Annotated in this window: 18 protein-coding genes; 10 read left to right on the forward strand and 8 right to left on the reverse strand. The window is 46.9% G+C overall.

Annotation, left to right across the window (positions count from 1 at the left end):
• Positions 1–9: 9 nt before the first annotated feature.
• Entirely contained in the window at positions 10–1,641 is a 1,632-nt protein-coding gene (locus tag HGH91_RS13665) for a DUF1800 family protein (protein WP_168738958.1), read from the reverse strand.
• 671 nt (positions 1,642–2,312) lie between these two features.
• On the opposite strand from HGH91_RS13665, the gene HGH91_RS13670 reads away from it, so the two are divergent.
• The 6 genes from HGH91_RS13670 to HGH91_RS13695 all read left to right on the forward strand — a co-directional run bounded on the left by HGH91_RS13670 (position 2,313) and on the right by HGH91_RS13695 (position 11,273).
• Entirely contained in the window at positions 2,313–2,567 is a 255-nt protein-coding gene (locus HGH91_RS13670) for a helix-turn-helix domain-containing protein (protein ID WP_168738959.1), read from the forward strand.
• A gap of 79 nt (positions 2,568–2,646) precedes the next feature.
• Positions 2,647–3,219 carry an RNA polymerase sigma factor gene (locus tag HGH91_RS13675; protein WP_168738960.1) on the forward strand — a complete coding sequence of 191 codons (573 nt, stop codon included), beginning with the start codon at positions 2,647–2,649 and terminating at the stop codon, positions 3,217–3,219.
• Positions 3,220–3,385: 166 nt separating this feature from the next.
• Positions 3,386–4,510 (forward strand): FecR family protein, encoded by a 1,125-nt coding sequence (locus HGH91_RS31510; RefSeq protein WP_168738961.1) that lies wholly within the window; start codon positions 3,386–3,388, stop codon positions 4,508–4,510.
• Positions 4,511–4,817: 307 nt separating this feature from the next.
• Positions 4,818–8,141: a SusC/RagA family TonB-linked outer membrane protein gene (locus tag HGH91_RS13685; RefSeq protein WP_168738962.1), complete on the forward strand. Its 3,324-nt coding sequence runs from the start codon at positions 4,818–4,820 to the stop codon at positions 8,139–8,141.
• A gap of 11 nt (positions 8,142–8,152) precedes the next feature.
• Complete coding sequence (locus HGH91_RS13690) at positions 8,153–9,727, forward strand: RagB/SusD family nutrient uptake outer membrane protein (protein WP_168738963.1); 1,575 nt, start codon at positions 8,153–8,155, stop codon at positions 9,725–9,727.
• A 37-nt stretch (positions 9,728–9,764) separates the two neighbouring features.
• A complete protein-coding gene (locus HGH91_RS13695; RefSeq protein WP_168738964.1) occupies positions 9,765–11,273 on the forward strand; it encodes a TlpA disulfide reductase family protein in 1,509 nt (502 codons plus the stop codon).
• A gap of 61 nt (positions 11,274–11,334) precedes the next feature.
• On the opposite strand, the gene HGH91_RS13700 is transcribed toward HGH91_RS13695, so the two are convergent.
• Together HGH91_RS13700 and HGH91_RS13705 are read right to left on the reverse strand one after the other, a co-directional pair.
• Entirely contained in the window at positions 11,335–11,796 is a 462-nt protein-coding gene (locus HGH91_RS13700) for a DUF983 domain-containing protein (protein WP_168738965.1), read from the reverse strand.
• 30 nt (positions 11,797–11,826) lie between these two features.
• Positions 11,827–13,605, reverse strand: coding sequence for an ABC transporter ATP-binding protein (locus HGH91_RS13705; RefSeq protein WP_168738966.1), 1,779 nt, complete (start codon positions 13,603–13,605; stop codon positions 11,827–11,829).
• Positions 13,606–13,755: 150 nt separating this feature from the next.
• Between HGH91_RS13705 and HGH91_RS13710 the strand changes: the two genes are divergently transcribed.
• Positions 13,756–15,882: an elongation factor G gene (locus HGH91_RS13710; RefSeq protein WP_168738967.1), complete on the forward strand. Its 2,127-nt coding sequence runs from the start codon at positions 13,756–13,758 to the stop codon at positions 15,880–15,882.
• A 5-nt stretch (positions 15,883–15,887) separates the two neighbouring features.
• Here HGH91_RS13710 and HGH91_RS13715 read toward each other — a convergent pair whose 3' ends face one another.
• The 5 genes from HGH91_RS13715 to ubiE form a co-directional block, all read right to left on the reverse strand.
• On the reverse strand, positions 15,888–17,426 hold the full coding sequence (locus HGH91_RS13715; RefSeq protein ID WP_168738968.1) for a YifB family Mg chelatase-like AAA ATPase: 1,539 nt from the start codon (positions 17,424–17,426) through the stop codon (positions 15,888–15,890).
• Between the two features lie 55 nt (positions 17,427–17,481).
• Complete coding sequence (locus tag HGH91_RS13720; RefSeq protein WP_168738969.1) at positions 17,482–18,810, reverse strand: MutS-related protein; 1,329 nt, start codon at positions 18,808–18,810, stop codon at positions 17,482–17,484.
• A gap of 186 nt (positions 18,811–18,996) precedes the next feature.
• Positions 18,997–20,340 (reverse strand): dihydroorotase, encoded by a 1,344-nt coding sequence (locus HGH91_RS13725; protein ID WP_168738970.1) that lies wholly within the window; start codon positions 20,338–20,340, stop codon positions 18,997–18,999.
• 18 nt (positions 20,341–20,358) lie between these two features.
• Positions 20,359–21,063 (reverse strand): outer membrane beta-barrel protein, encoded by a 705-nt coding sequence (locus HGH91_RS13730; RefSeq protein WP_247651721.1) that lies wholly within the window; start codon positions 21,061–21,063, stop codon positions 20,359–20,361.
• Positions 21,036–21,782, reverse strand: a complete 747-nt coding sequence (gene ubiE / locus HGH91_RS13735; protein WP_168738971.1) for a bifunctional demethylmenaquinone methyltransferase/2-methoxy-6-polyprenyl-1,4-benzoquinol methylase UbiE — start codon at positions 21,780–21,782, stop codon at positions 21,036–21,038. The genes HGH91_RS13730 and ubiE overlap by 28 nt, the downstream gene beginning before the upstream one ends.
• A gap of 89 nt (positions 21,783–21,871) precedes the next feature.
• Between ubiE and yihA the strand changes: the two genes are divergently transcribed.
• The 3 genes from yihA (at position 21,872) to HGH91_RS13750 (ending at position 24,225) form a co-directional block, all read left to right on the forward strand.
• Complete coding sequence (yihA, locus tag HGH91_RS13740; RefSeq protein ID WP_145664360.1) at positions 21,872–22,483, forward strand: ribosome biogenesis GTP-binding protein YihA/YsxC; 612 nt, start codon at positions 21,872–21,874, stop codon at positions 22,481–22,483.
• 90 nt (positions 22,484–22,573) lie between these two features.
• Positions 22,574–23,167 (forward strand): RNA polymerase sigma-70 factor, encoded by a 594-nt coding sequence (locus tag HGH91_RS13745; RefSeq protein ID WP_168738972.1) that lies wholly within the window; start codon positions 22,574–22,576, stop codon positions 23,165–23,167.
• A 71-nt stretch (positions 23,168–23,238) separates the two neighbouring features.
• On the forward strand, positions 23,239–24,225 hold the full coding sequence (locus tag HGH91_RS13750) for a FecR family protein (protein ID WP_168738973.1): 987 nt from the start codon (positions 23,239–23,241) through the stop codon (positions 24,223–24,225).
• The last annotated feature ends 3 nt before the right edge of the window (positions 24,226–24,228 follow it).

Raw genomic sequence — 24,228 nt, forward strand, 5'->3', positions numbered from 1 at the left:
TTTCAGCTATCAGGATAATTGATATTCCGACAGGTCCATAATGTATTTATACAGCGCCTGGAGGCGTCCTTGCACGTTGTCTTTTGCGGTAGCATCTCCGGGGTTGGCGATATAGGCGTTCCATGCCTGGGTCCAGTAATAGTTACTGTCCGGGCTTTGACCAAAGAGTAGTATCGTATTCTTCAAAAAATCTTTCACTTTATCGGAAACGCCTACACGATACAGCAGGTCCAGCGAGTCGCTGATCAGGGCCACCGGATCCTCCGGATGCGGCAGCCTCGCGGCAAAGGCCAGGGTATCTATGCGTAATCCGCCCACGCCGCCACTGCTCACTAATCCATCGCTCAGGCGGTTGCGTTTGGGCAAGGTATCAGTATTGATCCAGAGTTCATGAAAGGCTGGCTCCTGGTAGTAAGCTTCCCATCCGGCTACCAGCGGGGGATCTCCAAAGTTTTGCAGCATAGCGGCAGCCCTGTCGTGTATAAAGGCCCAGGCCTTGTATTGCGACGTATAGTCGCTCGGGATAGCAATCCCATATTCCCGGCAAATGCCTGCACAGAAATCGGCCGGACTCTTAATAAGGCAGGCCATATTAGCCGGATCAAAGAAATGCTCACTGGTAAAGAGTGCATTCAGCGTTACTTTGATATCGTAAAGACTGCTGCGGAGGATATCTGCCAATGGCGCAATCACATTGGTTTCTGTGGCCTGATCTATATCGTAGTATACAAAGAACCGGTAAAGCTTGCGGCAAATAAATTTCGCTACTTCCGGTTGCAAAAAAATAATGTTGAGTAAATCATCCACCTCTGTAGCGCCATCAGGGCCTGTTTTTCCGGAGATGACTTTATTGGAATAAAAGCTGGAAAACTGTTTATTGGTGATATCGTGTTGGGTGGTATCAAACAGGCTCACAATATTGGTTCTATCTACCCGGAACCCGGTGAGTACGCGGGCAGTCGCTCTCACATCATCTTCCGTATAATGAGAATCCGGACCTTTACCTACCGTGAAAAGCTCATGTAATTCCCGGGCATAGTTTTCATCGGCGGCGCCTTTTGAATTGAGATACCCGTTGAGATATACCAGCATGGCCGGATCCAGGGTAATAGCTTTGGTAAGCGCTTTAAAATTACCTAATCCATGTTTGCGTAACGTGAGATTGTATTGGTAAGTAAAGCGGCTATCATTCACCATGCTTGTTTCCGTTACAAAATGATTATGCCAGAACAGCACCATCTTTTCGTGTATGCTGGCGGGTTGGTTAATCATCTGACCTGTCCACCACGCTTTATAGGAAGCTATTCTTTTCCTTTCCAGCATTTCATCTCCCATGGCGGCTCTTACCCAGGTAGCGCCGGGTGCTACACCGGTATCGTCTACCCCATAGTTATTCACCGGAGGGGCAGGATCTGCCTGTGGGGTAAGCAACGTATCAACGGCCTGCTGCATAGACAGGTTTTTGAAAGTGTTGATATTGTCGGGGGAAACGCCGAAGAGGGTACGTTTCAATAAATGTATCTGCTGTAAAGGTCCCCAGGCGCCAGTATAAGGCGCAAGGCCAGTTCTGGTACGGGCAAATGAGGTAACGTTCCGCACAGCGCGGTCAGGAGATAAGGTTAGGAATTGTCTGCGATCCATAAAACGATATGGTTGATGGCCAGGCGACCGATTATGGATCCAAATTAGTAAAAAGTTTAATCTAATTAAAGAGAATGCAGGATTATATTATTCGTAATTCTCATTTTGATAGTTTATGAAAAGAAATGATACTTGGGTTATCATTTTGTTTAAATCGTATATTGTTAATATACAACTATTTACGAAAAGATTTTTTGGCTTCGCAATGAAAAAATACCTACATTTGAAAATGTCTGCGGGTAGTCGTACCCGTAGACAAAAAACACCAGGTAGGCTGCCGCCACTTTCCACAGATAGGCAGCCCCTGGTTTATTTGAATCTTAACAGAAACAAATGAGATATAATAATTTGTCGGCCCCAATGCCGTCCACGAACCTTCGCAAGTATATTTCAGGCAGTCAACTTTATCTGCCTGATCATAATTGTTACCTTTCTCATAGTCCATAGTATATCAACCGTGATACGTAAAAGGTCATGTTGATCTTCCACCTCTCAATATTTTACCGGTATCTCACCGGTACAGGAAATCTATTTTTATCTCGATAATCCTGTTTACAAAAATCTATCTCGGTAATCAATTTGAATATGTATAACTAATTGATTGTTAACATGTAAATATACTACAAAATTAATAACGTTATACATTTTTGTAAATTTTTAACCCACAAAAAATGCATACATCAGAAATCCTGGAAATAATCAGAACAACACACGAATTATCAAAACAAGAAATGAGTAATCTGCTGGGCATTCCGGGTAAACGATATGCCCGCTACGAAAGCGGAGTATTAATACCCGACGACTTTTTTTATGAACGAATGGAAACACTATATGGTATCGACATGCGGCAATCCAACATTGTTTTCACGCACCCCGAAAAGCTGAAACCTGCTGTATATGAGCAATTGCGCCAGTTGTTATTGTAACGCAGGCACGCAAAAAAATGAGGCCGGTAGCTTTTACCGGCCTTATTTTTTAAATTAGCAGCAGACTAACGGAGGAATATTGGACAGCAACAGGTTTCATATTGACACAGCAACACTTGTTAATATAGCAGAAGGCAGCGAAGAAGCATTCAGGCACTTGTTCTTTGCGGTGCTTCCATGGCTGAATCCCTATGTGAGGAAAGTAATAAGGGACCCCGATAGCGTAGAGGAAGTGATACAGGAAACATTCATCCGTATCTGGATCAGCCGGGATAAATTACCTGGTATCGAAAACCTACGGGCCTGGATCCTGCGCGTGGCCAGCAACGAGTGCTTTACCTGGTTTCATAAACAGGCCACCGCCCGTATGACAACAGCTCTCCCTGAGTCTTTCCCAGAAGCTACTGTTAACGAGGTAGAAGAATTAGTAGCCAGCAGGGAAACGCTTCATCTCATCAAAAAAGCAGTAGACCAGCTGCCTCCCCAGCGCCGCAAAATATACCTCATGAGCCGGGAACAGGGCCTCAAAACGCAGGAAATAGCAGATCAATTACAGCTATCACAGAGCTATGTGAAAAATACACTGAGTGCAGCCCTCAGTAATATCAGGGAGTTTCTGCTGGCTGCCGGCAAGTCGATCCCATTCCTGTAATCGTAGTCGTTAAAAAAAATTTTTGCCCGGATAGGTACCATTTTCCTTTTTTCCATTCTTACTTATATAGCGCTGCCTGCAGCGTACCTGTAATGCTAACGACTACGTTTGAAAACCATATATGCAAGAGCGAATATTCTTTTTGATAAAAAAGAGTCAGGATACTGTGCTCACAGCGGACGAAGAGAAAGAACTGCATGCGTTCTTTTTAAATGAAGCCAACCGTGAAGCCTTTAACCAGGAAATGCAGAAAAATGCGGATGCCTTAACCGGGGAATGGGTGGATAAGGAACAGTGGGAACCGGTATTACAACAGGTATTGAATGCCGATGGTCGCACCACCGGCAAAGTAATACCCCTGGATCCTGCCCGGAGAAAGCATGTCCGCAATTGGTGGAAGTATGCGGCCGCTGCAGCGGTAGTGGCAGTTGCAGCAGGCGTGTGGCTGAACAAACATCCGTCAACACCGCCAGTAAAGCCTGTTGTGGCCTCGGCCACTGCGCCTGCCGCCAACAAATCCATCCTGCGCATGGGCAATGGAAAAACAATCGTGCTTTCCGATGCCGGCAACGGAGTAGTATCCCAACACGGCAACATGAGCATTGTGAAGCTGGATAGCGGGCTGCTGGCCTTCAGAGGAACAGAAAATAGCGGGGAAGCTACCCTCAATACATTGGTCACACCAAAAGGGGGACAATACAGCATTATTCTCCCCGATGGAAGTAAGGTATGGATAAACGCCGCAAGCGAATTGACTTTCCCCTCTTCCTTCAACAGCCGGGAAAGAACAGTAACGCTTTCTGGTGAAGCCTATTTTGAGGTAACAGGTACGGCCGATCATCCATTTGTTGTAAACACCAGGAATCAGCGGGTACAGGTATTGGGCACCAGCTTCAACATTAGCGGCTATGCAGATGAACCGATGATCAGTACCACACTGATTACGGGAAAAGTGAAAGTAAGTGCGGGTAATAAATCAGCTGTACTGCTGCCAGGTCAGCAATTGCAGCATAACAGCAACAGCTGGCAGGTACTGCAAAATGCCGATACCGACGCAGCCATGGCCTGGAAGAACGGTTACTTCTCCTTTAATAAAGCAGATATCAGCACCGTCATGAGGGAGCTTGAAAGATGGTATGATATAAATACGATCAATGAAATAAAAACCAATTCACATCAGTTCGTAGGAGAAATACCGAAGAGCGTAACGCTGAAGGAAGCTATGGAGATTTTAAAACGCAGTGGAATAAACTACACCATCAAGGGCAGAACAGTAATTATCACAGACTAGGGAAATTACCAGCCAATACACAACGATACTGTTACAACCAATGCTAAATCGTACACCAGCCATAATAAATCAACCAAAAACCAACCATTCAGTATCATGAAAAAAAACAGCACTTAAACAACAACGCAACACCTAAAACGCAAAAACAGAAGCGGTTGCAACGCTTCTGTTTGTTTATTCGGGTTCGTCGATAACCATCCGACCAAGAACGCTTATCTCTTCACCCTAACAAGACAAATTTATGCAATTAACAAATTGCTACCGGCATTTTTTTGCCCGTTCCCTACTTAAAAAAACGATGCTCATTATGAAGATCAATTTCTTCCTGATCCTGGTAATGTGTTTGCATGTGAGCGCTAAAAGTCTGTCACAGGATATTTCCATATCCGCTAAAGAGGCACCCCTGGAACAGGTGCTCGCCAACATCAAAAAGCAAAGCAATTACCATTTCTTTTACGATGCACAACAGCTGAAAGCCGCACTGCCGGTAACTTCCAGGTTGCAGAAAACATCACTGAAAAAAGCGATGGAATCCGTAATGGAAGGACAGCCACTTACCTGGTATATCGATGATGAACACAAATTGGTGACTATCGGGTATCCACCCGCCAACACCGTTTTTGCAGTGCCTCTTGTAAATGGTGGCATCAACGGGGTGGTAACAGATGAAAAGGGGAAACCCGTACCTGGGGCTACTGTTAGCATTAAGCCTTTCAATAAAGGGATGGCTACCAATGAAGAAGGCAAATTCAGCTTTCAGAACCTGCCATCCGGAGAGTACCAGGTAACGGTCACCTTTATAGGTTATGGTACTTATCAACACAACGTGCGTGTTAGCAATCGTGTGGAAACAATCAGCGTGTCGTTGAAGCCAGCCCTTACAGAACTTAACGCCTCTGTTATCATTGGCTATGGTACTACCACGCAGCGGGTGAAAACAGAATCCATGGCCACGCTGAAGTCGGACGAACTCACGCAGAACCATGCCAGTGCATCCGTTTCAGATATGCTGGTGGGCCGTTTGCCAGGTCTCTATTCTCTGAAATCCGGCGGTGCCCCTGGCTCCGGTAGCAACCTGTTTGTACGTGGACTTAGCACCTTTAATAACTCTACGCCCCTGATCGTGATTGATGGCATACCGGACAGAAGATTGGACGATTTGAATGCAAATGACATCGAAACCATCTCCGTGCTGAAAGATGCATCTGCCATATCGGTATATGGAGCACGCGCAGCAAATGGCGTAATATTGGTTACCACCAAAAAAGGGAGCCTGGGTAAATCAACGATCACATTCACTGCCAATGCCATCAACCAGCGCCCCACCCAGTATTACAAACAAATGAATTCGTATGATTATGCCAACCTGTATAATGAGGCACTGAAGAATGAAAATGTTTTTAATCCTGGCCAGGGGATGGGATTCTCTGATGAGATGCTGCAGAAGTATAAGGATGGAACTGATCCCGATCAATATCCAAATACAAACTGGGTAGATGAGATTCTGGCAAAGTCCCTCTGGCAGCAGAACTACAACCTGGCTATCTCCGGAGGCGCTGAAAAGATCCGCTATTATCTCTCTGGAGGCTATACAAAAAATAATGGCCTGGTGAACGTAGAAGGTTACAAACGCTACAATCTGCGCAGCAACCTGGATGCAAACATCACACGCGATCTGAAGGTATCCCTGAACGTCAGTGGTTCATTCAGTAATACCGATGGAGAGGCGGTGTATAGTACGGAGTATGTTATTGATAATCTTTATGGTACGCCACCCACCCGCGTAAACAGGTATTCCAACGGCTTATATGCTTATGTACCGGAGCAACGCGGCAATGCCTACCTGCAATCAATCGGGCAATCGGGCTATTGGTTTACCAATACCAATATCTTCAACTCCGTGGTTACACTACAGTACGACCTGCCTTTTATCAAAGGACTATCCCTGAAAGGAAATGCGGCTTATGATAAACTGTATACTTTCGGTAAACGTTTTGCCACACCATTTGATATGTACGCTATCAGTTCCTCCGGCAGCTATACCAAGGTAGCAGCTTATCCAACAGAACCTTACCTAAGAGAGTACTTCACACAAACCCAGGGCGTTACGCTGGAAGGTGGCTTGCAGTACGATAACAGGTTCGGCAAGCATAATGTATCGGGTACGCTGTTGTATACCCAAACAAATGGGAAGTCTGATAACTTCAATACCCAGCGGAATGGATTTGTTTCTTCCAGTTTGTCAGAACTGAATCTCGGCGACCCCACAAGGGTAAGCAATGCTGGTTCTGCTACACAGAATGCCAGGAGAGGCCTGGTAGGAAGGGTGAATTATAATTTCGATTCCCGCTACCTGTTTCAATTCAACTTCCGCTACGATGGCTCTGATATCTTTCCTCCGGATCATCGCTTCGGATTCTTCCCCTCTTTTTCCGCCGGCTGGGTAATGTCGGATGAACCATTTATGCAGGGAATTGCCGACAAGATCGATTTTCTTAAACTACGCGCTTCATGGGGCCAACTGGGTAATGACCGGGTAAGTCCATATCAATTCCTCACTACCTATAACCTGGGAAATATGCCTGGTTATTCGCTGGGAGGGGCTTCTCCGGTATATTATCAGACACTCAGCCCCAGTGTATTGCCCAACCCGGTATTTACCTGGGAACGCGCCAATATTTCCAATGTAGGCCTGGAAATGCATATTAAGCGCGACCTGCTGACCATAGAAGCGGATTACTTCTACAAACGCACCAAAGATATCCTTGCGCCACCCGCAGCACAGGTGCCCTCCGTAATCGGTATCGGTCTACCCTCCACCAACGATGGTATTGTAGACACCAGGGGAATAGAGCTAAACCTGACGCACACGATGCATTTCGGCAAATTCAGCTACTATGTATCACCAAACATAACATTCGCAAAAAACAGAGTTATCCACTATCCTGAATCACAAAGTATTCCCGACTGGCAAAAGGTAAGTGGAAAATCTATCGGCTATTTCTATAATACGGTAGGCCAGAATAACCTGGGATATTTGTCCGACGGACTTTACCAATCGAACGATGAAGTAACTAAAGGACCTACGCCACTATACCCGGATACAAAGGCGGGAGATATACGCTACAAGGATGTGGATGGTGATGGTAAGATCACGGCGGCCGACCAGGTGCTGATCGGCGCCGGGCTTTTCCCGAAAATTCAGTACGGTATTCGTTTCGGCGCAAAGTATAGTGGACTGGAACTAAATGTACTCCTTCAGGGAGCAGGGGATGTGAAAGGATATGCCTATATCAGTTTGCCCGCTACAACAGCCAAACTTGACAGATGGACGCCTGAAAATCCAGGTGCATCCTGGCCCCGCTTGTGGTATAACAACCAGAACAACCAGGAAACTTCTGATTACTGGCTGCGCAATACGGCATATCTGCGCGTAAAGAATATAGAATTAGCTTATTCACTGCCACAAAGTATGCTGAAGCCTGTTCACGCCAATGCGCTAAGAATCTTCCTGACAGCCAACAACGTATACACCTTCACCCACTTCAAACTATTTGATCCGGAAAGTGCAGGACAGGTACGGGATCCACTGATGAAGTCATATACAGCGGGTATTTCTTTGCAATTCTAATCTGAACCGACATGAAAAAAATTATTGCCTATATAACGGGAACGCTTATACTGGGATCTGTTGCCTGCAACAAAGATGCTTTGAACAAAGGGCCACTAAATCTCTATAGCGATAGTAACATCTGGAAAGACAGTGCCCTCATCAGCCGGGTAGTGCTGGAATCATATGATGGTATTCATAGTATTTACGACGACGCCGGAAACTGGATGCCCATGGACATTACAGACGAAGGCAAGTCGGCCAGGTCCTTCCTGCAGTCCAACCTTATCAACACAGGGCAATACTCCCCGTCTACAGGTATTTATACCGATGTGTGGAGTAATACTTATGCAATGATAAGGAATTGTAATAACGTGCTGGCACACCTGCCAGACATGCCGCTCAGCGAAGCTGGTAAACAACAGATCAAAGGCGAAATGCTTTTCCTGCGTGCCTTGCACTATATGGATCTCTACTCCATTTTTGGCCGCTTTCCAATGGTGACCAAAGTATTGTCACTGAATGATGATCTTACTGCGCCGAGAGGTACGGATGATGATTGCGTAAAGCTGATGCTGGACGATCTGGATCAGGCAGCGGCATTATTACCTGCTGCTTACCCCAAAACAGCAGCAGGCCGCGCCACAAAATACGCCGCATTGGGAATGAAATGCCGGCTGCTGCTGAATAGAAAGGACTACCAGGCCGCTGCTGCCGCAGCAAAAGAGGTGATAGATAAAGGCGGTTACACACTGTTCCCCGATTATGAAGCGATGTTTTACCCGGAAAATGACGATAACCAGGAGGTGATCTTCAACAAGGAATTTGCCGGTGATTTGAGTGGACAGGTACATGCACTGGACTTGTACGACAACTCGGCTTTCTTTACAGGGTTTAGCAGCCTGGTGGATTGTCCCACCCAGAATATGGTAGATCAGTACCTGATGAAAGATGGCTTGCCCTGGAATCAGTCGCCTAAATTTGATCCTGCACACCCGTATGCTAATAGGGACCCTCGCTTTCATGCCAGCATCATTTACGATGGTACCGACTGGATCAATCAAACCATGGACCTGAAACTGGGATCAAAGTATAACCCTTCTACTTATAGCACAGCCATTACTGGTTATATGTTGCGGAAATTTCTTAATCCGAAGTACATCTTCAATGGTACCAACGGTAATTACCAAAATTGCATTATGCTGCGTTTAGGAGAAATATATCTCAACTACGCCGAATGTCAACTAAAACTCGGTAACGCGGAAGAAGCCCGTACATATATCAATCTGCTGCGTCAGCGTGCAGGCATGCCCGTGGTACCAGCCGGACAGCTCAATTGGGATACCTACGTACGTGAACGTACGGTGGAACTGGCTTTTGAAGGTCAGCGTTTTAACGACATCCGCCGCTGGGGCACAGGCGCTACTATGATAGGCGCAGCTATTACGGCGGTACAGATCAGCGAAACGAATGGCGTAAGAAGCTATAAAACAGTTCCCCTGGAACAACGCTACTGGCACGACAAAATGTATTATTTCCCGATCCCGCAAGCCCAGCTGCAAAAATACCCGGCTGGTAAAGTGCCCGAACAAAACCCGGGCTGGTAATCGGCTTTAAAAAATATTCATCCTAAAAAAATCAATCATGAAACTTTATTCCAGAAATACTGCTATGGCCATGGCATGGATGGCTATTCCATGCATCGCTGCCGCACAGCAGATTAACCAAAAGAAAGTGGATAGCCTCGTAGCAGTAATCAGTAAACAGCCTGATAATATTGCTGCAATAGATGAATTTAATACCTCACTGGGTCGTGATACCACTATCCGGCTGAGTCATTATAAAACCTGGATGAAAAAGTATCCTAAGTCCGCTGGCATCTACTACGGTATTGGTACGTTATACACCCACCAGGAAAGCCCGGCTGCACGTCCCTATTTGTTAAAGGCAGTATCCATCAATCCTAAATTATCAGCCGCTTATGCTGAACTGGCCATTGATGCAGAAAGATGGGGAGAGTTCGATCAATCAGCCGAATTTCAGCGGAAAGCTTATGAAACCAGCCCGGATAGCCCGGATTACCTGTTTAGCTACATGTACAATTTTGAAACTAAGGATCCGGCCAAGTATGAGGCGCTGTTGAAAGAATTGAGAACCAAATTCCCTGAGAGTGACCGGGGGGCACAGGCGCTTTACTGGAAAGCTTTACGCACGGTAAATCGTGATCAAAAGCTGGCCATCTACGAAGATATGCGGCAGCATTATCCGATCGGTAAGTCATCCTGGGGAACCTACGGCATGAATGACTACTTTGATGCCCTGCTGGCAGATGACCCGGGAAAAGCGGCGGTGCTGGCGGGAGAGCTGGCTGCCACACCCGGCATTGAAGCATCCACAAAGGAAGAATTTATAAAGAATAAATTAATGGCTGAACAGCTGATGAAGGTCGACGAATTGCTGAAAGCTGGCAATACTGAAGCAGCAACAACGCTACTAAAGGATGTAAAAGCCAAACGCTGGGGAGTAACCATCAGTATTGTAGCATTAGCCAAAGCCAGGGTAGCGGCGGCTGTAAGTCCGCAGCAAGGGTATGATACGCTGATGAAGTACTACCTCAAAGAACCTGCGCGTGCCATGAAAGAGCCTTTGTACAGCTACGGGCGCCAGGCTGGCAAAACGAACGAAGCTATCGAAAATGACATCAAATCCAGGTTGCTGAATAGCTCCAAACCTGCTATTTTCTCCTTCGATGCCTATATGGAACCGGGTAAGAAAACCATGCAGAGTTATAAAGGTAAAGTGGTGCTGCTTACCTTCTGGTTCCCGGGTTGCGGACCATGCCGGGGCGAATTTCCACACTTCGAAGAGGTACTGAAACATTTCGATAGGAACAATGTTAACTATGTAGGGGTAAATATCATGGCAGAACAGGATGAATATGTCATTCCGTTTGTAAAATCCAGCAAGTACACTTTTACACCGTTGAAAGACAAGGAGGCCAATCGTACGAATCTGCCGGTAAGAGGGGCGCCCAGCAACTTCTTAATAGATCAGGAAGGAAGGATTATATTCTCCGGTTTTATGATTCAAACCCCGGAAGCACAGCTGATGCTGCAGGATATGATTAACCTGTTATTAGATAAAAAAGCATAAGTAGTCATCAACAAACGAAAAATAAAAAAGGAGCCAACGTCAATTGGCTCCTTTTGATATTTTAATGATGATGGTGATCAGCATGATCGTGATGATGGTCATCCGGCTTTAACTGCGCCGTGCTGTCATCATAATATACAAAGAAGTATAAATAAATGGCCCTCGATAATCGCATCAGCCAGGGCTGGATAAGCACCAGCAATACGCCATTTACACCCAGCCAGATAAAAATACTGTTATCCCTCCAGGTAAGACCGAAGAAAAGCCAAAACCAGATTAAGTTAAACACGCTGAATGCCACCGATAATGCGTAGCTCACATAGCCTGTACCAAACCAGAAACCTGTTTCCAACTCATACTTCTGTCCACATACCGGGCAGTTATCGTACATGTTAAAGATCTTCGAAAACTTAAAGTGAAAGGGATTCTGATCTCTGAACATATGTCCTTTCCTGCATCTGGGGCACTTCATGGTCAGCATGCTGACAAAATAGTTGGGCCGCCCGGGCTGTTGTGTACTCATACCGCAAAAATAACCATTTATTTTAAACTGTTATACTGCAGCGGTTTTACGTTCGCCGATCTGTTGCCTCCACATGGCGTAATACAGGCCCTTTTCTGCTACCAGGTCCTCATGCTTACCCGATTCTACGATCTGGCCTTTTTCCAGTACATAAATGCGGTCCGCATGCATGATGGTACTCAAACGGTGCGCAATCATCACTGTTATATGTTGTTTGCTGGCGGTGATCTCCCTCACCGTAGTCGTAATTTCTTCTTCTGTAATGGAATCCAGCGCGGAGGTAGCCTCGTCAAATACCATCAGCCGCGGGTTGCGCAGCAACGCCCTGGCAATGGATAAACGCTGTTTCTCTCCACCGGAAATTTTAATACCACCTTCCCCGATCACTGTTTCCAGGCCCTTGTCGGCCCTTGCCAGCAACGAATAACAGGAAGCCTTGTCCAGTGCTTCCATCACTGCCGCATCGCTGGCTCCCGGGTTTACAAATAACAGGTTTTCTTTGATGGTGCCGGCAAATAACTGCGTATCCTGGGTTACAAACCCTACCTGGTGACGCAGGTCTTCCATGTCCACCTCATTGGCATCTATGCCATTGTAGTAAATATGTCCTTCATTAGGTTTGTACAACCCTACCAACAGCTTTACCAGCGTGGTTTTACCCGATCCGGAAGGCCCTACAAAGGCAATGGTTTCCCCTACTTTTACAGAGAAATTTACATGATCCAACGCTTTGGAAGCAGCGGTAAGATGTTTAAACCCTACCTGCTTAAAGTGCAGTTCATCAATACCATTCACGGTAATCGGATTGGCAGGCATTTCTTCTACCGGCGTATTTAAAATACTTTCAAAGTTCAGCAGCGATACCTGCGCCTCCCGGTAGTTGAGAATGATATTGCCCAACTCCTGTAATGGCCCGAAAATAAAGAAGGAATAAAGCTGCAAGGTCATCAGCTGACCAATACTTACGGTGTCGCGGTAAATGTAAAACAACAGCAAAAACAAAATGGAGGAACGCATCAGGTTCACAAAAGTACCCTGTACAAAGCTGATACTGCGAATACTCCGCACTTTTTTTAATTCCAGCATCAGGATTTTCAGGGTAGTAGAATTTAAACGCCTGATTTCCTGCTGGGTGAGTCCCAAACTCTTTACCAGCTCTATATTACGGAGCGATTCAGTAGTAGAACCCGCCAGTGCGGTAGTTTCTTTTACAATGGTTTTCTGGATCACCTTAATTTTCCTGCTCAATACACTCATCAACACGGTCAGTAAAATACAGCCGGTGAGGTATACAAAGGGGAGCGTCCAGTGCACCGCTGTAGCATACACCATCACAAACAGAACACCAATCAGCGATACAAAGAGCACGTTTACAAAAGCAGTGATAAACTTTTCGCAGTCTATCCGTACTTTTTGCAAAATAGCCAGTGTTTCCCCGCTGCGCTGGTCTTCAAATTGCTGGTACGGCAACCGGAGTGAGTGCCTCAACCCGTCGGTATATACCTGCGCACCAAATTTTTGCACAATTACATTCACAAAATAATCCTGGAATGCTTTGGCAATCCTGGATACCATGGCTACGCCAATGGCTGCTGATACCAGGAGTAATACGCCCCATAAATAGTCGTTTTCAGGCCTGAAAATACTTCCTCCCTTTACGGTTACCTTGGGATGAGAAGCAAACCTGTCGATAATCCACCCAAAAATCATGGGGTCCATCAGTGAGAAAAGTTGGTTAATACTGGCTAAAGCCATGGCTAATACGACCAACCATTTATATCTCTTTAAATAATGCAATAATAGTTTCATATGTCCAATTTCCTGAGCTGCAAAGGTACTGCATGTTGTCACATATGTGCGGAAAGTTGTGTGCGTTTTTGGTCAAAAAATGTTAACTTAATAGTAAGTTCTTTTCTACAGGCATTGGCGGTTATTTTTTACCTGAATAAATCTCCACATATGAAAGCGTATGATGAAAAACATATCAAAAACATCGTACTGTTAGGTGCACCCAAAAGCGGCAAAACAACCCTCGCTGAAACCATGTTATTCGAAGCCGGCATCATCAGTAAACGCGGTAGTATTGAAGAAAATAATACTATCTCCGACTACCACGAGATAGAGCATGAACGCGGTAACTCCGTATATGCCACCCTGTTACACACGGAATGGAAAGATTATAAGATCAACATTATGGATACCCCTGGCCTGGAAGACTTCATTGGAGAAGTGATTGCCGCCATCCGGGTATCCGATACCGCCGTGCTGCTGCTCAATGCCCAATATGGCGTGGAAGTAGGTACCGAAATGGTATGGGACTATGTGGATAAGTACCGTAAACCCACGATTATCGCGGTCAACCAGCTCGACGCTGAACTGGCCAATTTTAATAAAGCCGTAGAAGACGCTGTACAGGCATTTGGATCGTCCGTTACCGTTATGCAATACCCGGTAAACCAGGGCCCTGGCTTCAATGCCATTATCGATCTCCTGAAAATGACCATGTACCGCTTTCCCGAAAATGGAGGTAAACCCGAAAAGCTCCCCATCCCCGACAGCGAAAAAGAACGCGCCGAAAAAATGCACAACGAACTGGTGGAAAAAGCAGCGGAAAATGATGATACCCTTATGGAACAATATTTTGAGAAAGGCAATCTGGATGAAGATGAACTTCGCAAAGGCCTCAAAATAGGCATGCTCCGCCACCAGGTGTTTCCCCTGTTTTGCCTGTCGGCAAAGAAAAACATGGGCAGTGGCCGCCTGATGGGCTTCATCGACAATGTAGCCCCCTCCGCCATGGAAATGCCCGACGAGGTGACCACCGATGGCAAAGCCGTTCCCTGCGATCCTGCCCGCCCTACCGCCTTATTCGTATTCAAAACACTTCAGGAGCCTCACATTGGGAGGCTCACTTATTTTAAGGTAATGTCGGGAGAAGTAAAAAGTGGTATGGAGCTGATCAACGAACAAGGCAACACCACAGAGCGTATCAGCCAGCTCTTTATTGCCGACGGTAAAAACCGCAACAATATTGAACGGCTGCAGGCGGGCGACATTGGTTGCACCCTTAAAATGAAAAATACCCTGACCAATCATACCCTGGCGGAAAAGAGTTTCGGGGGCCAGATAGTTCCTATCGACTTCCCAGCGCCTAAGGTACGGGTAGCCATCGAGGCGCAGAATAAAGCCGACGATGAAAAGCTCAGCGAAGTGCTGGCCGAAATTCATATGGAAGACCCCACCCTGGTAGTAGAATTCAACCGGGAACTGAAACAGGTGATCCTTCACGGTCAGGGCGAACTGCACCTGCTCGTTACCAAATGGCGGCTGGAAAACATTTATAAAATGCCGGTAGTTTTCCACGCAGCCAAAATCCCGTACCGCGAAACCATCCAGAAGCCGGCACAGGCCTCCTATCGCCATAAAAAACAATCCGGCGGCGCCGGCCAATTCGGGGAAGTATTCCTTAAAATTGAACCCTGGTACGAAGGAATGCCTCCCTATAAAGAACATTCCGTACGGGAAACGGAAGAAATAGCCCTTTCCTGGGGAGGAAAACTGGTATTCAACAACTGCATCGTAGGAGGCGCCATCGACAGCCGCTTCCTACCCTCCATCCTGAAAGGCGTCATGGAAAAAATGCAGGAAGGACCGCTAACAGGGTCCTATGTTCGCGATATACGGGTAAGCGTATACGATGGTAAAATGCACCCGGTAGACAGCAACGATATTTCCTTCAAAATAGCCGGCATGATGGCCTTCCGCGAAGCCTTCCACCATGCCGCCCCCCAGCTGCTGGAGCCGGTATTTGAACTCGAAGCTACCGCCCCTGATGTAATGATGGGCGATATTATGAGCGAACTGCAAAGCCATCGCAGCATCATAACAGGCATGGATACACTGAATGGATACCAGGTCATTAAAGCCCGTACGCCACAGGCCGAAATAGATAAGCTGTTTGCCGCCCTGCGCAATGTTACACAAGGCAAGGCAAAGCTCCGGTCACACTTCGCAGAATATGCCCCCGTACCGGCTGAATTACAGAAAAAACTGAGCGAAAACTATAAGGAAGAACTGAATATTTAGCCCCGTTAGTTACCCCATCCTTCCCGGTCAAGGCTCCTGAACTGTATCGCTTCCGCCATATGCGCCGGCGTTACACTGTTGCTGCCTTCCAGGTCGGCAATCGTTCTGCTCACTTTCAGTATCCGGTCGTAAGCCCGTGCCGACAGCTTCAGTTGCTGCATAGCCCGCCCCAGCTGCTCCCGGCATTGCTCGCTGATCACACATACATCCGACAGCAACGAACTATGCATCTGGGCATTGCAATACACGCCTTCATAAGCGGCAAATCGCGCTGCCTGGACGGCTCTCGCGGCAATTACACGGTCACGTATATACGTACTTTTCTCTGCCCGGTGCGTGGAACTCAGGTCCGCAAATTTTACCGGCGTTACTTCTACATGCAAATCTATACGATCCAGCAAAGGTCCCGATACCTTATTCAGGTAGTCCTGTACCTGCCCCGATGCGCAACTGCACTCTTTTTCAGGATGATTGAAATAACCGCAGGGGCAGGGATTCATGGAAGCAATCAGCATAAAGCTGGCGGGGAAATCAATGGCAGTACGTGCCCGGGAAATGGTTACCCTTCTTTCTTCCACGGGCTGCCGCAGCACTTCCAGCACTTTGCGCTTAAACTCCGGTAATTCATCCAGGAATAATACGCCGTTATGCGCCAGCGAAATTTCTCCGGGCTGGGGGATGCTGCCCCCGCCTACCAGCGCTGCATCGCTGATGGTATGGTGCGGCGACCGGAACGGGCGATGTATAATAAGCCCCGTATGCGCCGGCAGCTTTCCCGCTACAGAATGGATTTTAGTGGTTTCGAGTGCTTCCTGTAAGGTCAGCGGCGGAAGAATGGTAGGCAATCGTTTGGCCAGCATGGTTTTGCCGGCGCCCGGAGGGCCTATCAATATAGCATTATGCCCGCCGGCAGCGGCTATTTCCAATGCCCGTTTAATAGATTGCTGCCCTTTTACATCGCAGAAATCTACCTCGAAAACATCCTGGCTCCGGTAAAAATCATCTTGCTCAGGTAATACCGGCGATAGGCTTCCAGGTGTGGTGAGTAGCTGTATGGCTTCTGCAATGTGCGAAATACCATATATCTGTAGCCCACGTACCATGGCGGCTTCCCGGGCATTCTGCCGGGGGAGTATGCAGCCCTGGAAACCATCCTGCTGCGCCTGTATCGCCATCGGCAACGCGCCTTTGATAGGCTGGATGGTGCCATCGAGCGATAACTCGCCCATCATCAGGAACCGGTCCAGCTGTTCGGCAGGTAACTGCCCCGAAGCGGCCATAATGCCGGCCGCAATGGGCAAATCGTAGGCGGCGCCGGCCTTGCGGATATCTGCCGGCGCCATATTCACTACCGTGCGGGTACGGGGCATACGTAGCCCCATACACTGAATGGTCGACTCAATACGCCGCTCACTCTCTTTAACGGCATTATCCGGTAGCCCAACGATAAATAATTTATTTCCCTGTGAGGATACATTTACCTCTATGGTAATGGTGATGGCATTCACTCCCTGAATGGCGCTGCCAAAGGTTTTAACAATCATATGGATATTGGGTTAACAATGATTGCGAATATACAACTTTGGCAGCAACGGAAGCTTAACGGATTTGCGTCAGCAGCTCCAGTACTTTCTCTCTCTTCAGAATCAGGTAGCCGATCTTCTCTTTGGCAATACCATCTTTCAGCTGGTAAGTAAAATGCAGGTCATCATCAATAACGGTAGATTCAAAATACTTAAACTGGATACGCTGCTCCGATTGCAGGTCTTCTGCTATTTCGTACAGATGGGTGGATAAAATAAAAAGACAGTTCGTGCTCTGTAATAATCCCCGGATAACGGCCAGGGAACAGTTCCGGGCATCTTCTACGTTGGTGCCTTTAAACATCTCATCAATTAATACCAGCCAGTTCTTTCCGTTGCTGATCTGCAGAATAGTATTTTTGATGCGCTGTACTTCGCTGTAGAAATAGCTCTCGCCCTTGAAAATATTATCTTGTACCTGTATGTTGCTGAAGATGCCGTGGAAGAAACTAAGCTCCATCTGCTGCGCCGGAACGCCCATCCCGATATGCGCCAGGAACACAGCTACCCCTACAGCCTTGATAAACGTGGTTTTACCAGCCATATTGGCGCCCGTCAGGAACATAAAATGCGAGGCTTCATCCAGCTGCACATCATAGGCTACCGGCTCATGTAAAATAATGTGATAGAGCTGCCTGGCTTTGATCACCGGGCGGCTGCTGGCCGAAAAACGGGGGAATTCCAATTTATAGTGCCGGATGGCCTTGGCCATGGCGTAAAAAGCATCGAGTTGCTGGTAGAGGGTCACCAGCTCCAGGATCACTTTTTTATGCCGTTTCCGGATATAATTATCATAACGGAGTATGCCGATAAAATTCAGGGTACCTTCTTCATCTGCTTTCAGGATTTCGTAAAAATCTTTTTTGCTCAACAGGTGCTGCGCCCTGTCCAGCAAGGTTTTTAAGATTTTAGGGGTATCATCGGCATTGAATACATTGATGAAGGAACGGAATCCTTTCAGCAGGTTTACCAGTTGGGTAAATGAAAATTTGATAAAGCCAAAGTCAGGTGCATACAGGGTTTTGTTGATCACCGCCTGTATATATAATCCCAATCCTTCGGTATTGGAAATAGGTTCAATCTGGGCTTCCATATAGTTTTCCACCACTACTACGGTACCATTGGAGATAATGGAAGGCCAGCTATTTTCCTTTTCCAGGATGTATTGCAGTGCCCTTTGCCTGTTTTCAATCGACTGGATGTCTTGTAGTGGGTTGCTGAACAGCTGCCGCAGGTACTCGCGGCCACCGGAAGTAGTGGTAAAATCGAGCCGGTGGAACAGGGAAAATTCTTCGTCGCGATTAAAAATAGACAGGTCGTAATAGGAGGTTTTGTCCAGTTGCATGCAGCATCGTTTTAGTGAATATACGGTGGAAGATGCAAGGATAGAAAAATTCCATAACAAAGAAAAGCAGAAAGCATAAAGCGGAAAGCAAAAAGCTATTGAAGCGGATAATCATGGGTTTTAATACCCGCTGATATCATTCGCTTCAATAGCTTTTTGCTTTCCGCTTTATGCTTTACGCTCTTATCAGCGGCTGAACGCCAGCCGTTGACCCAGTATATTTTCGTTGAAAACACCGTTAGCATAAGCCAGGTGACCGTTTACAAAGGTATGGGTGATCGCAGCCGGGAAGGTATGTCCTTCAAATGGGCTCCAGGCGCATTTGTAGAAGATATTCTCTTTATTAACGCTGGTTTGGCCCTGCAGATCTACGATAACGCAGTCAGCAAAATACCCTTCTCTCAAAAACCCTCTTTCTTTTACCTGGAAGCAGATGGCAGGTGCATGGCTCATTTTCTCCACCACTTTTTCTATGCTGATATCTCCCTGCCGGGCGTGTTCGAGCATGAGCAGCAGGCTGTGTTGTACCAGTGGTACGCCAGAGGGGGCCTGCAGGTAGGGCTGTTGCTTTTCTTCCCAGGTATGCGGGGCGTGGTCGGTGGCAATAATATCCAGCCGGTCGTCCAGGAGTGCCTGCCAGAGCGCGGTTTTATTTTCCGGTGCTTTGATGGCGGGATTGCATTTGATCAGGTTGCCGTATTGGGCGTAATCATCTGCGGTGAAATGGAGGTGATGTACACATACTTCTGCGGTAATCCTCTTTTCGGCCAGGGGCAGCATGTTACCGAATAATTGCAGCTCCCGGGCGGTGGAGATATGCAGAATATGCAGGCGGGCATCGTGTTTCTGTGCAAACTGGATGGCCACGAGCGATGATTCGAAACAGGCCTCCACGTTACGGATCAGCGGGTGGTCGGCAGCCGTGAGCTGGTCGCCTTTTTCCCGCTGGAAAGCTTCCATATTGGCACGGATGATTTTTTCATCTTCGCAGTGGGTAGCAATCAGCAATTCACTGTTGGAAAAAACGGTTTCCAGTGTGAGGTAGTTATCCACCAGCATATTGCCGGTAGAGGATCCCATGAATATTTTGACCCCGCAAACGCTGTCTTTTTTGGCGTTTGTTTTCAGGATTTCTTCTACGTTATCATTGGCAGCCCCCATAAAAAAGGAGTAGTTAGCCAGTGAATGTTGTTGGGCAATGGTGTATTTATCTTCCAGCAGTTCCTGTGTAAGGGCGGCTGGCTTGGTATTGGGCATCTCCATGAAGCTGGTGGTGCCACCGGCTACGGCGGCGCGGGCTTCGGTATAAATGGTGGCTTTTTGTGTTAAGCCGGGTTCACGGAAGTGTACCTGGTCGTCTATAACACCCGGCAACAGGTGTTTTCCTTCTCCGTTAATTTCTGTGTATTGGCCGCTGACGGTGATGTTGGGCGCAATTTTTTCAATGCGGCTGTTCTTGATCCATACATCCTGTACCGTGGTGCGTCCTTCGTTAACCACGGCGATATTCCTGATGAGGTAGTTTTGCATGCCGCAAAGGTAGAAAAATTATCCTTCAAGATGTATGGAAAACACGATCATGCGGGATTGCAGCTTGTCTATTACGTTGGAGTAGCGCAGGTTAGGGTCTTTCACATGTACATTGCCAAAACCATTGCTGATTTTAAATTCAGGGGCAAATATGAAGCTTTCGAAGTAGAACTCAAACCCGGCGCCTACTTCGTAACCGTAGTCGCTTTTCTTCACTTTTACCAGGTCTTCCGCCCGGCGTAAACGGGCATTGGAGGCCAGGTCGTAGTCATATTTAAGGCCGGCAATGGTATATACACGCATATTGCCGATACGGTCGGATTTAAACTTAATTTGTAATGGAAAGCTCAGCAGGATGGATTCTATCTTCTTTTCGGTGTCCTGTGACTTGGGATAGCTTTCGCGGTAGTACAGGTTTTTGGAGGCAAAGATCAGCTGCGGGTTAAAGCGCAGGTCAAAATGCTCACTGAGCCTGGCATTGGCCAACAACCCCAGGTTGAATCCCATTGTTTTCATGGGTTCAGCTACCATGATAGAGTCGGTGGCTAAGAAAGCAGGGGAGTGCTCCAGCTTGTAAGCCGACTGGTTGGCAGCCAGCGTAATGCCAAAGTAATAGGGTTTTGCATCGTGTTCCAACATATTCAGATTGGTTTGCTGCGCTTTTGCAGGCAGCATCCCGATCAGGAAGATGAATATCAGCGCGTAGCGCAGTAGATAGAACATATGCCGAATGTAAGCGTTTTGCATGTAACGGCCTGAAAACGGGTATTGGTTAATATGGTTCGCATTGCTTCACCCTGCGGAAACGCTTTCACAGATTCTGGCAGATAACTGTAAGCCGCCTGGCTCTTGGCTATCCATTTCCCGATCAGGGGAGTAACATAGCGAAAATACGAATTATATAATTGTTTAATGGGAAAAACTGTAGGATTCGAAAATTCCAGGATCACCAATCTACCCCCCGGCTTCAATACACGGTACATTTCCGACAACCCCTTTTCCAGGTGCTCAAAATTACGTACACCGAAAGCCACAGTTATCGCATCAAACGTCTGGTCAGGAAAACTTATTGTCTCACTGTCGCCGCTTTGCAGGGTAATTTTGTCGCTAAGACCCAATTTGTCTATTTTTTCCCGTCCATGTGCCAGCATGCCCTCAGAAATATCAATCCCCACAATTTTTTCCGGATGCAGGTGCTTTTCGGCCATAATGGCAAAGTCGCCGGTACCGGTAGCCACGTCCAGCATCAATTTGGGCTGAATAGCCTTCAGGTAGCGAAGCGCCTTCTTCCGCCAGATAATGTCGATTCCGAGCGACATAAAGTGGTTGAGAAAGTCATAGCGATAAGCAATATCATCAAACATAGTCGCTATCTGCTCCTTCTTGCTTAATTTTGACCCTTCAAAGGGAACGATCTTCTGAACATTTGCATTTTCTGACATAGTGCGCAAAGTTAAAGAAATGTGGTCATGTGACAGTATACAAATACAGAGATCCGGCAATTTTTAATGCAACAAAGCAATTTACCACTATGGTTATTAAGTCAGCAGAATATCTTATCAGCAGCCCCGATTGGGAAAAATGCCCCACTCCAACCTGGCCCGAATACGCATTCATCGGCCGGTCTAATGTTGGTAAGTCTTCTTTGATTAATGTATTGGCCAACAATGAAAAATTAGCCAAAACTTCCGGTACACCCGGTAAAACACAGATGATTAACCATTTTATCATCAATAAATCATGGTACCTGGTGGATCTTCCGGGCTATGGCTTCGCTAAAAGAAGTATGTCGCAACGCCGCCAATGGCAGCAAATGATCGAAAACTACCTGCGCAAACGACCTAACCTGGTCAGCGTTTTCGTACTGATAGACAGCCGCCATGCTCCCCAGAAAATCGATATCGACTTCATCAACCAGCTGGGCGAATGGAATATCCCCTTCAGCCTCGTGTTTACCAAAGCCGATAAAAGCACCCAGGCGGAAGTAAGCCGTAACGTGAAAGCATTCCTCCAGAAAATGAGGGAAACCTGGCAATTCCTCCCTCCCAACTTTGTCACCTCCACGGTGAAGAAAACAGGAAGAGATGCGATCCTTACCTATATCGATGAACTAAATGCCCAGTTCCGGGCCATTGCAGGCTAACAATACATTTTCCCCCTCTCTCCAATATTTATTTATATTTGATCTTGTCTTGCTAATATTGACACTTTATTTATCCAAATACTTGTTGGCATGTCTGATACTACAGATGAAATACTGTGTAAAGGAATACTGGAGAGAGATCAGGAAGCCTTCCGGGCATTGTATGAAAAATACCGGGATACCATTTATAGCTATACCCTCAAACTGTGCGGACTGCCAGAAGTGGCGTCAGATGCCGTACAGGAGGTATTTATGAAGATCTGGATAAAACACGATCACCTGGATCCCGGCTTATCGCTGAAAGCCTACCTTTTTACTACCGCCCGCAATTATATATTCGACTACCTGCGCAAAGCTGTACATGACCAGCATTTCCGGGAACACTTTTTACAACTGTATACGGAAGATACCGGGGGCGCTATGGACGACCTCCTGTACACCCGCCAGCTCGAGGCCATCAAAATGAAAGCCATTTCCTGCCTGCCCACCCAACGCCAGCTGATTTTCAGGATGAGCAAAGTACAGGGACTCACCAACCAGGAAATTGCCGACCAACTGGGCATTTCCATCAACACCGTCAGAGACCAGCTCGTAAAAGCTTCCCGCTTCGTACGGCATTACCTGTACCAGCATGCCGATATCTCTATATTACTGGCCATCTTTTGTCACATCTACCCACACTAAAAAAAAAATTTTTTTACCGGATCGTCTTTGGGGATTTCCCAATCGTATTAATAGCATGTCAACGAGGAACAATGGAGGAGCATAAGGACAGTATTAAATCCCTGTTTAAAAAAATGGTGGAAGGGAAAAGTACGCCAGCAGAGCGTTTGCAATTGCTAACGTGGCTGGAAAACAACCCTTCAGCAGAAGAATTCCCTGCTGTGGAAGACCTGCCGGACGCGGGAAATAAACTGCTGATGCCTGCCAGCGAGGCCGACAGGGTATGGCACAACATCCTGCGGCAAACGGATCCAACACCCGTTGTTCCGCTGTGGAAGCGAAGTGGATTAAAGATAGCCGCAGCCCTGGTGCCCGTGATCGGTATCGCGTCCCTGGTACTGTTTTTTTATAACAGGAGAGACCAGCAACAATATTTTGTCAACAATACACACTACGTACAAACGATTCAACTGAAAGACGGATCTACCATCCAGCTCAAACAACATAGCCGGGTAACAGTAGCTTTCACACACGGCTATGCCGGAAAACGCGAGGTATGGCTGCAGGGAGAAGCCTTTTTCAACGTACAGCAACAGGCCGCGCATCCATTTACCGTACACGCTTCCAATGGAGTAGATATACAAGTACTGGGCACCGCTTTCAACGTAAATACGGAAGAAACCCATACCGCCGTGGTATTGAATGCAGGGAGTGTAAGCGTAAAAGCCGCGAAGGCACACAAACCAGTAGCCCTGCAACTGAAACCCGGCGAAATGGCCAGTTTCGATGCCAACACCCGGGTACTTTCGGCCGAGAAAGTAGATACACTGTTTCACACCTCGTGGAAGTACAACCTGATGGCGTTTAAAAACGAATCACTGAAGCAGGTAATGCATCAATTAGGTGAACAATATGGATACCACGTAGCATTTGAAAACGCTATCCAGGAAAACCTGTTATTTACCGGTTATCTGCCCACAGATAACCTACGGCAGGCCATCCTCACCATTGAACAGTCCTTTAATTTAAAAATCGATTTGCAACAAAAGAGTATTTACATCAAGAACAAAAGCTTTTAAAAA

This window comes from Chitinophaga eiseniae, assembly GCF_012641265.1.
Classification (GTDB): Bacteria; Bacteroidota; Bacteroidia; order Chitinophagales; family Chitinophagaceae; genus Chitinophaga; species Chitinophaga eiseniae_A.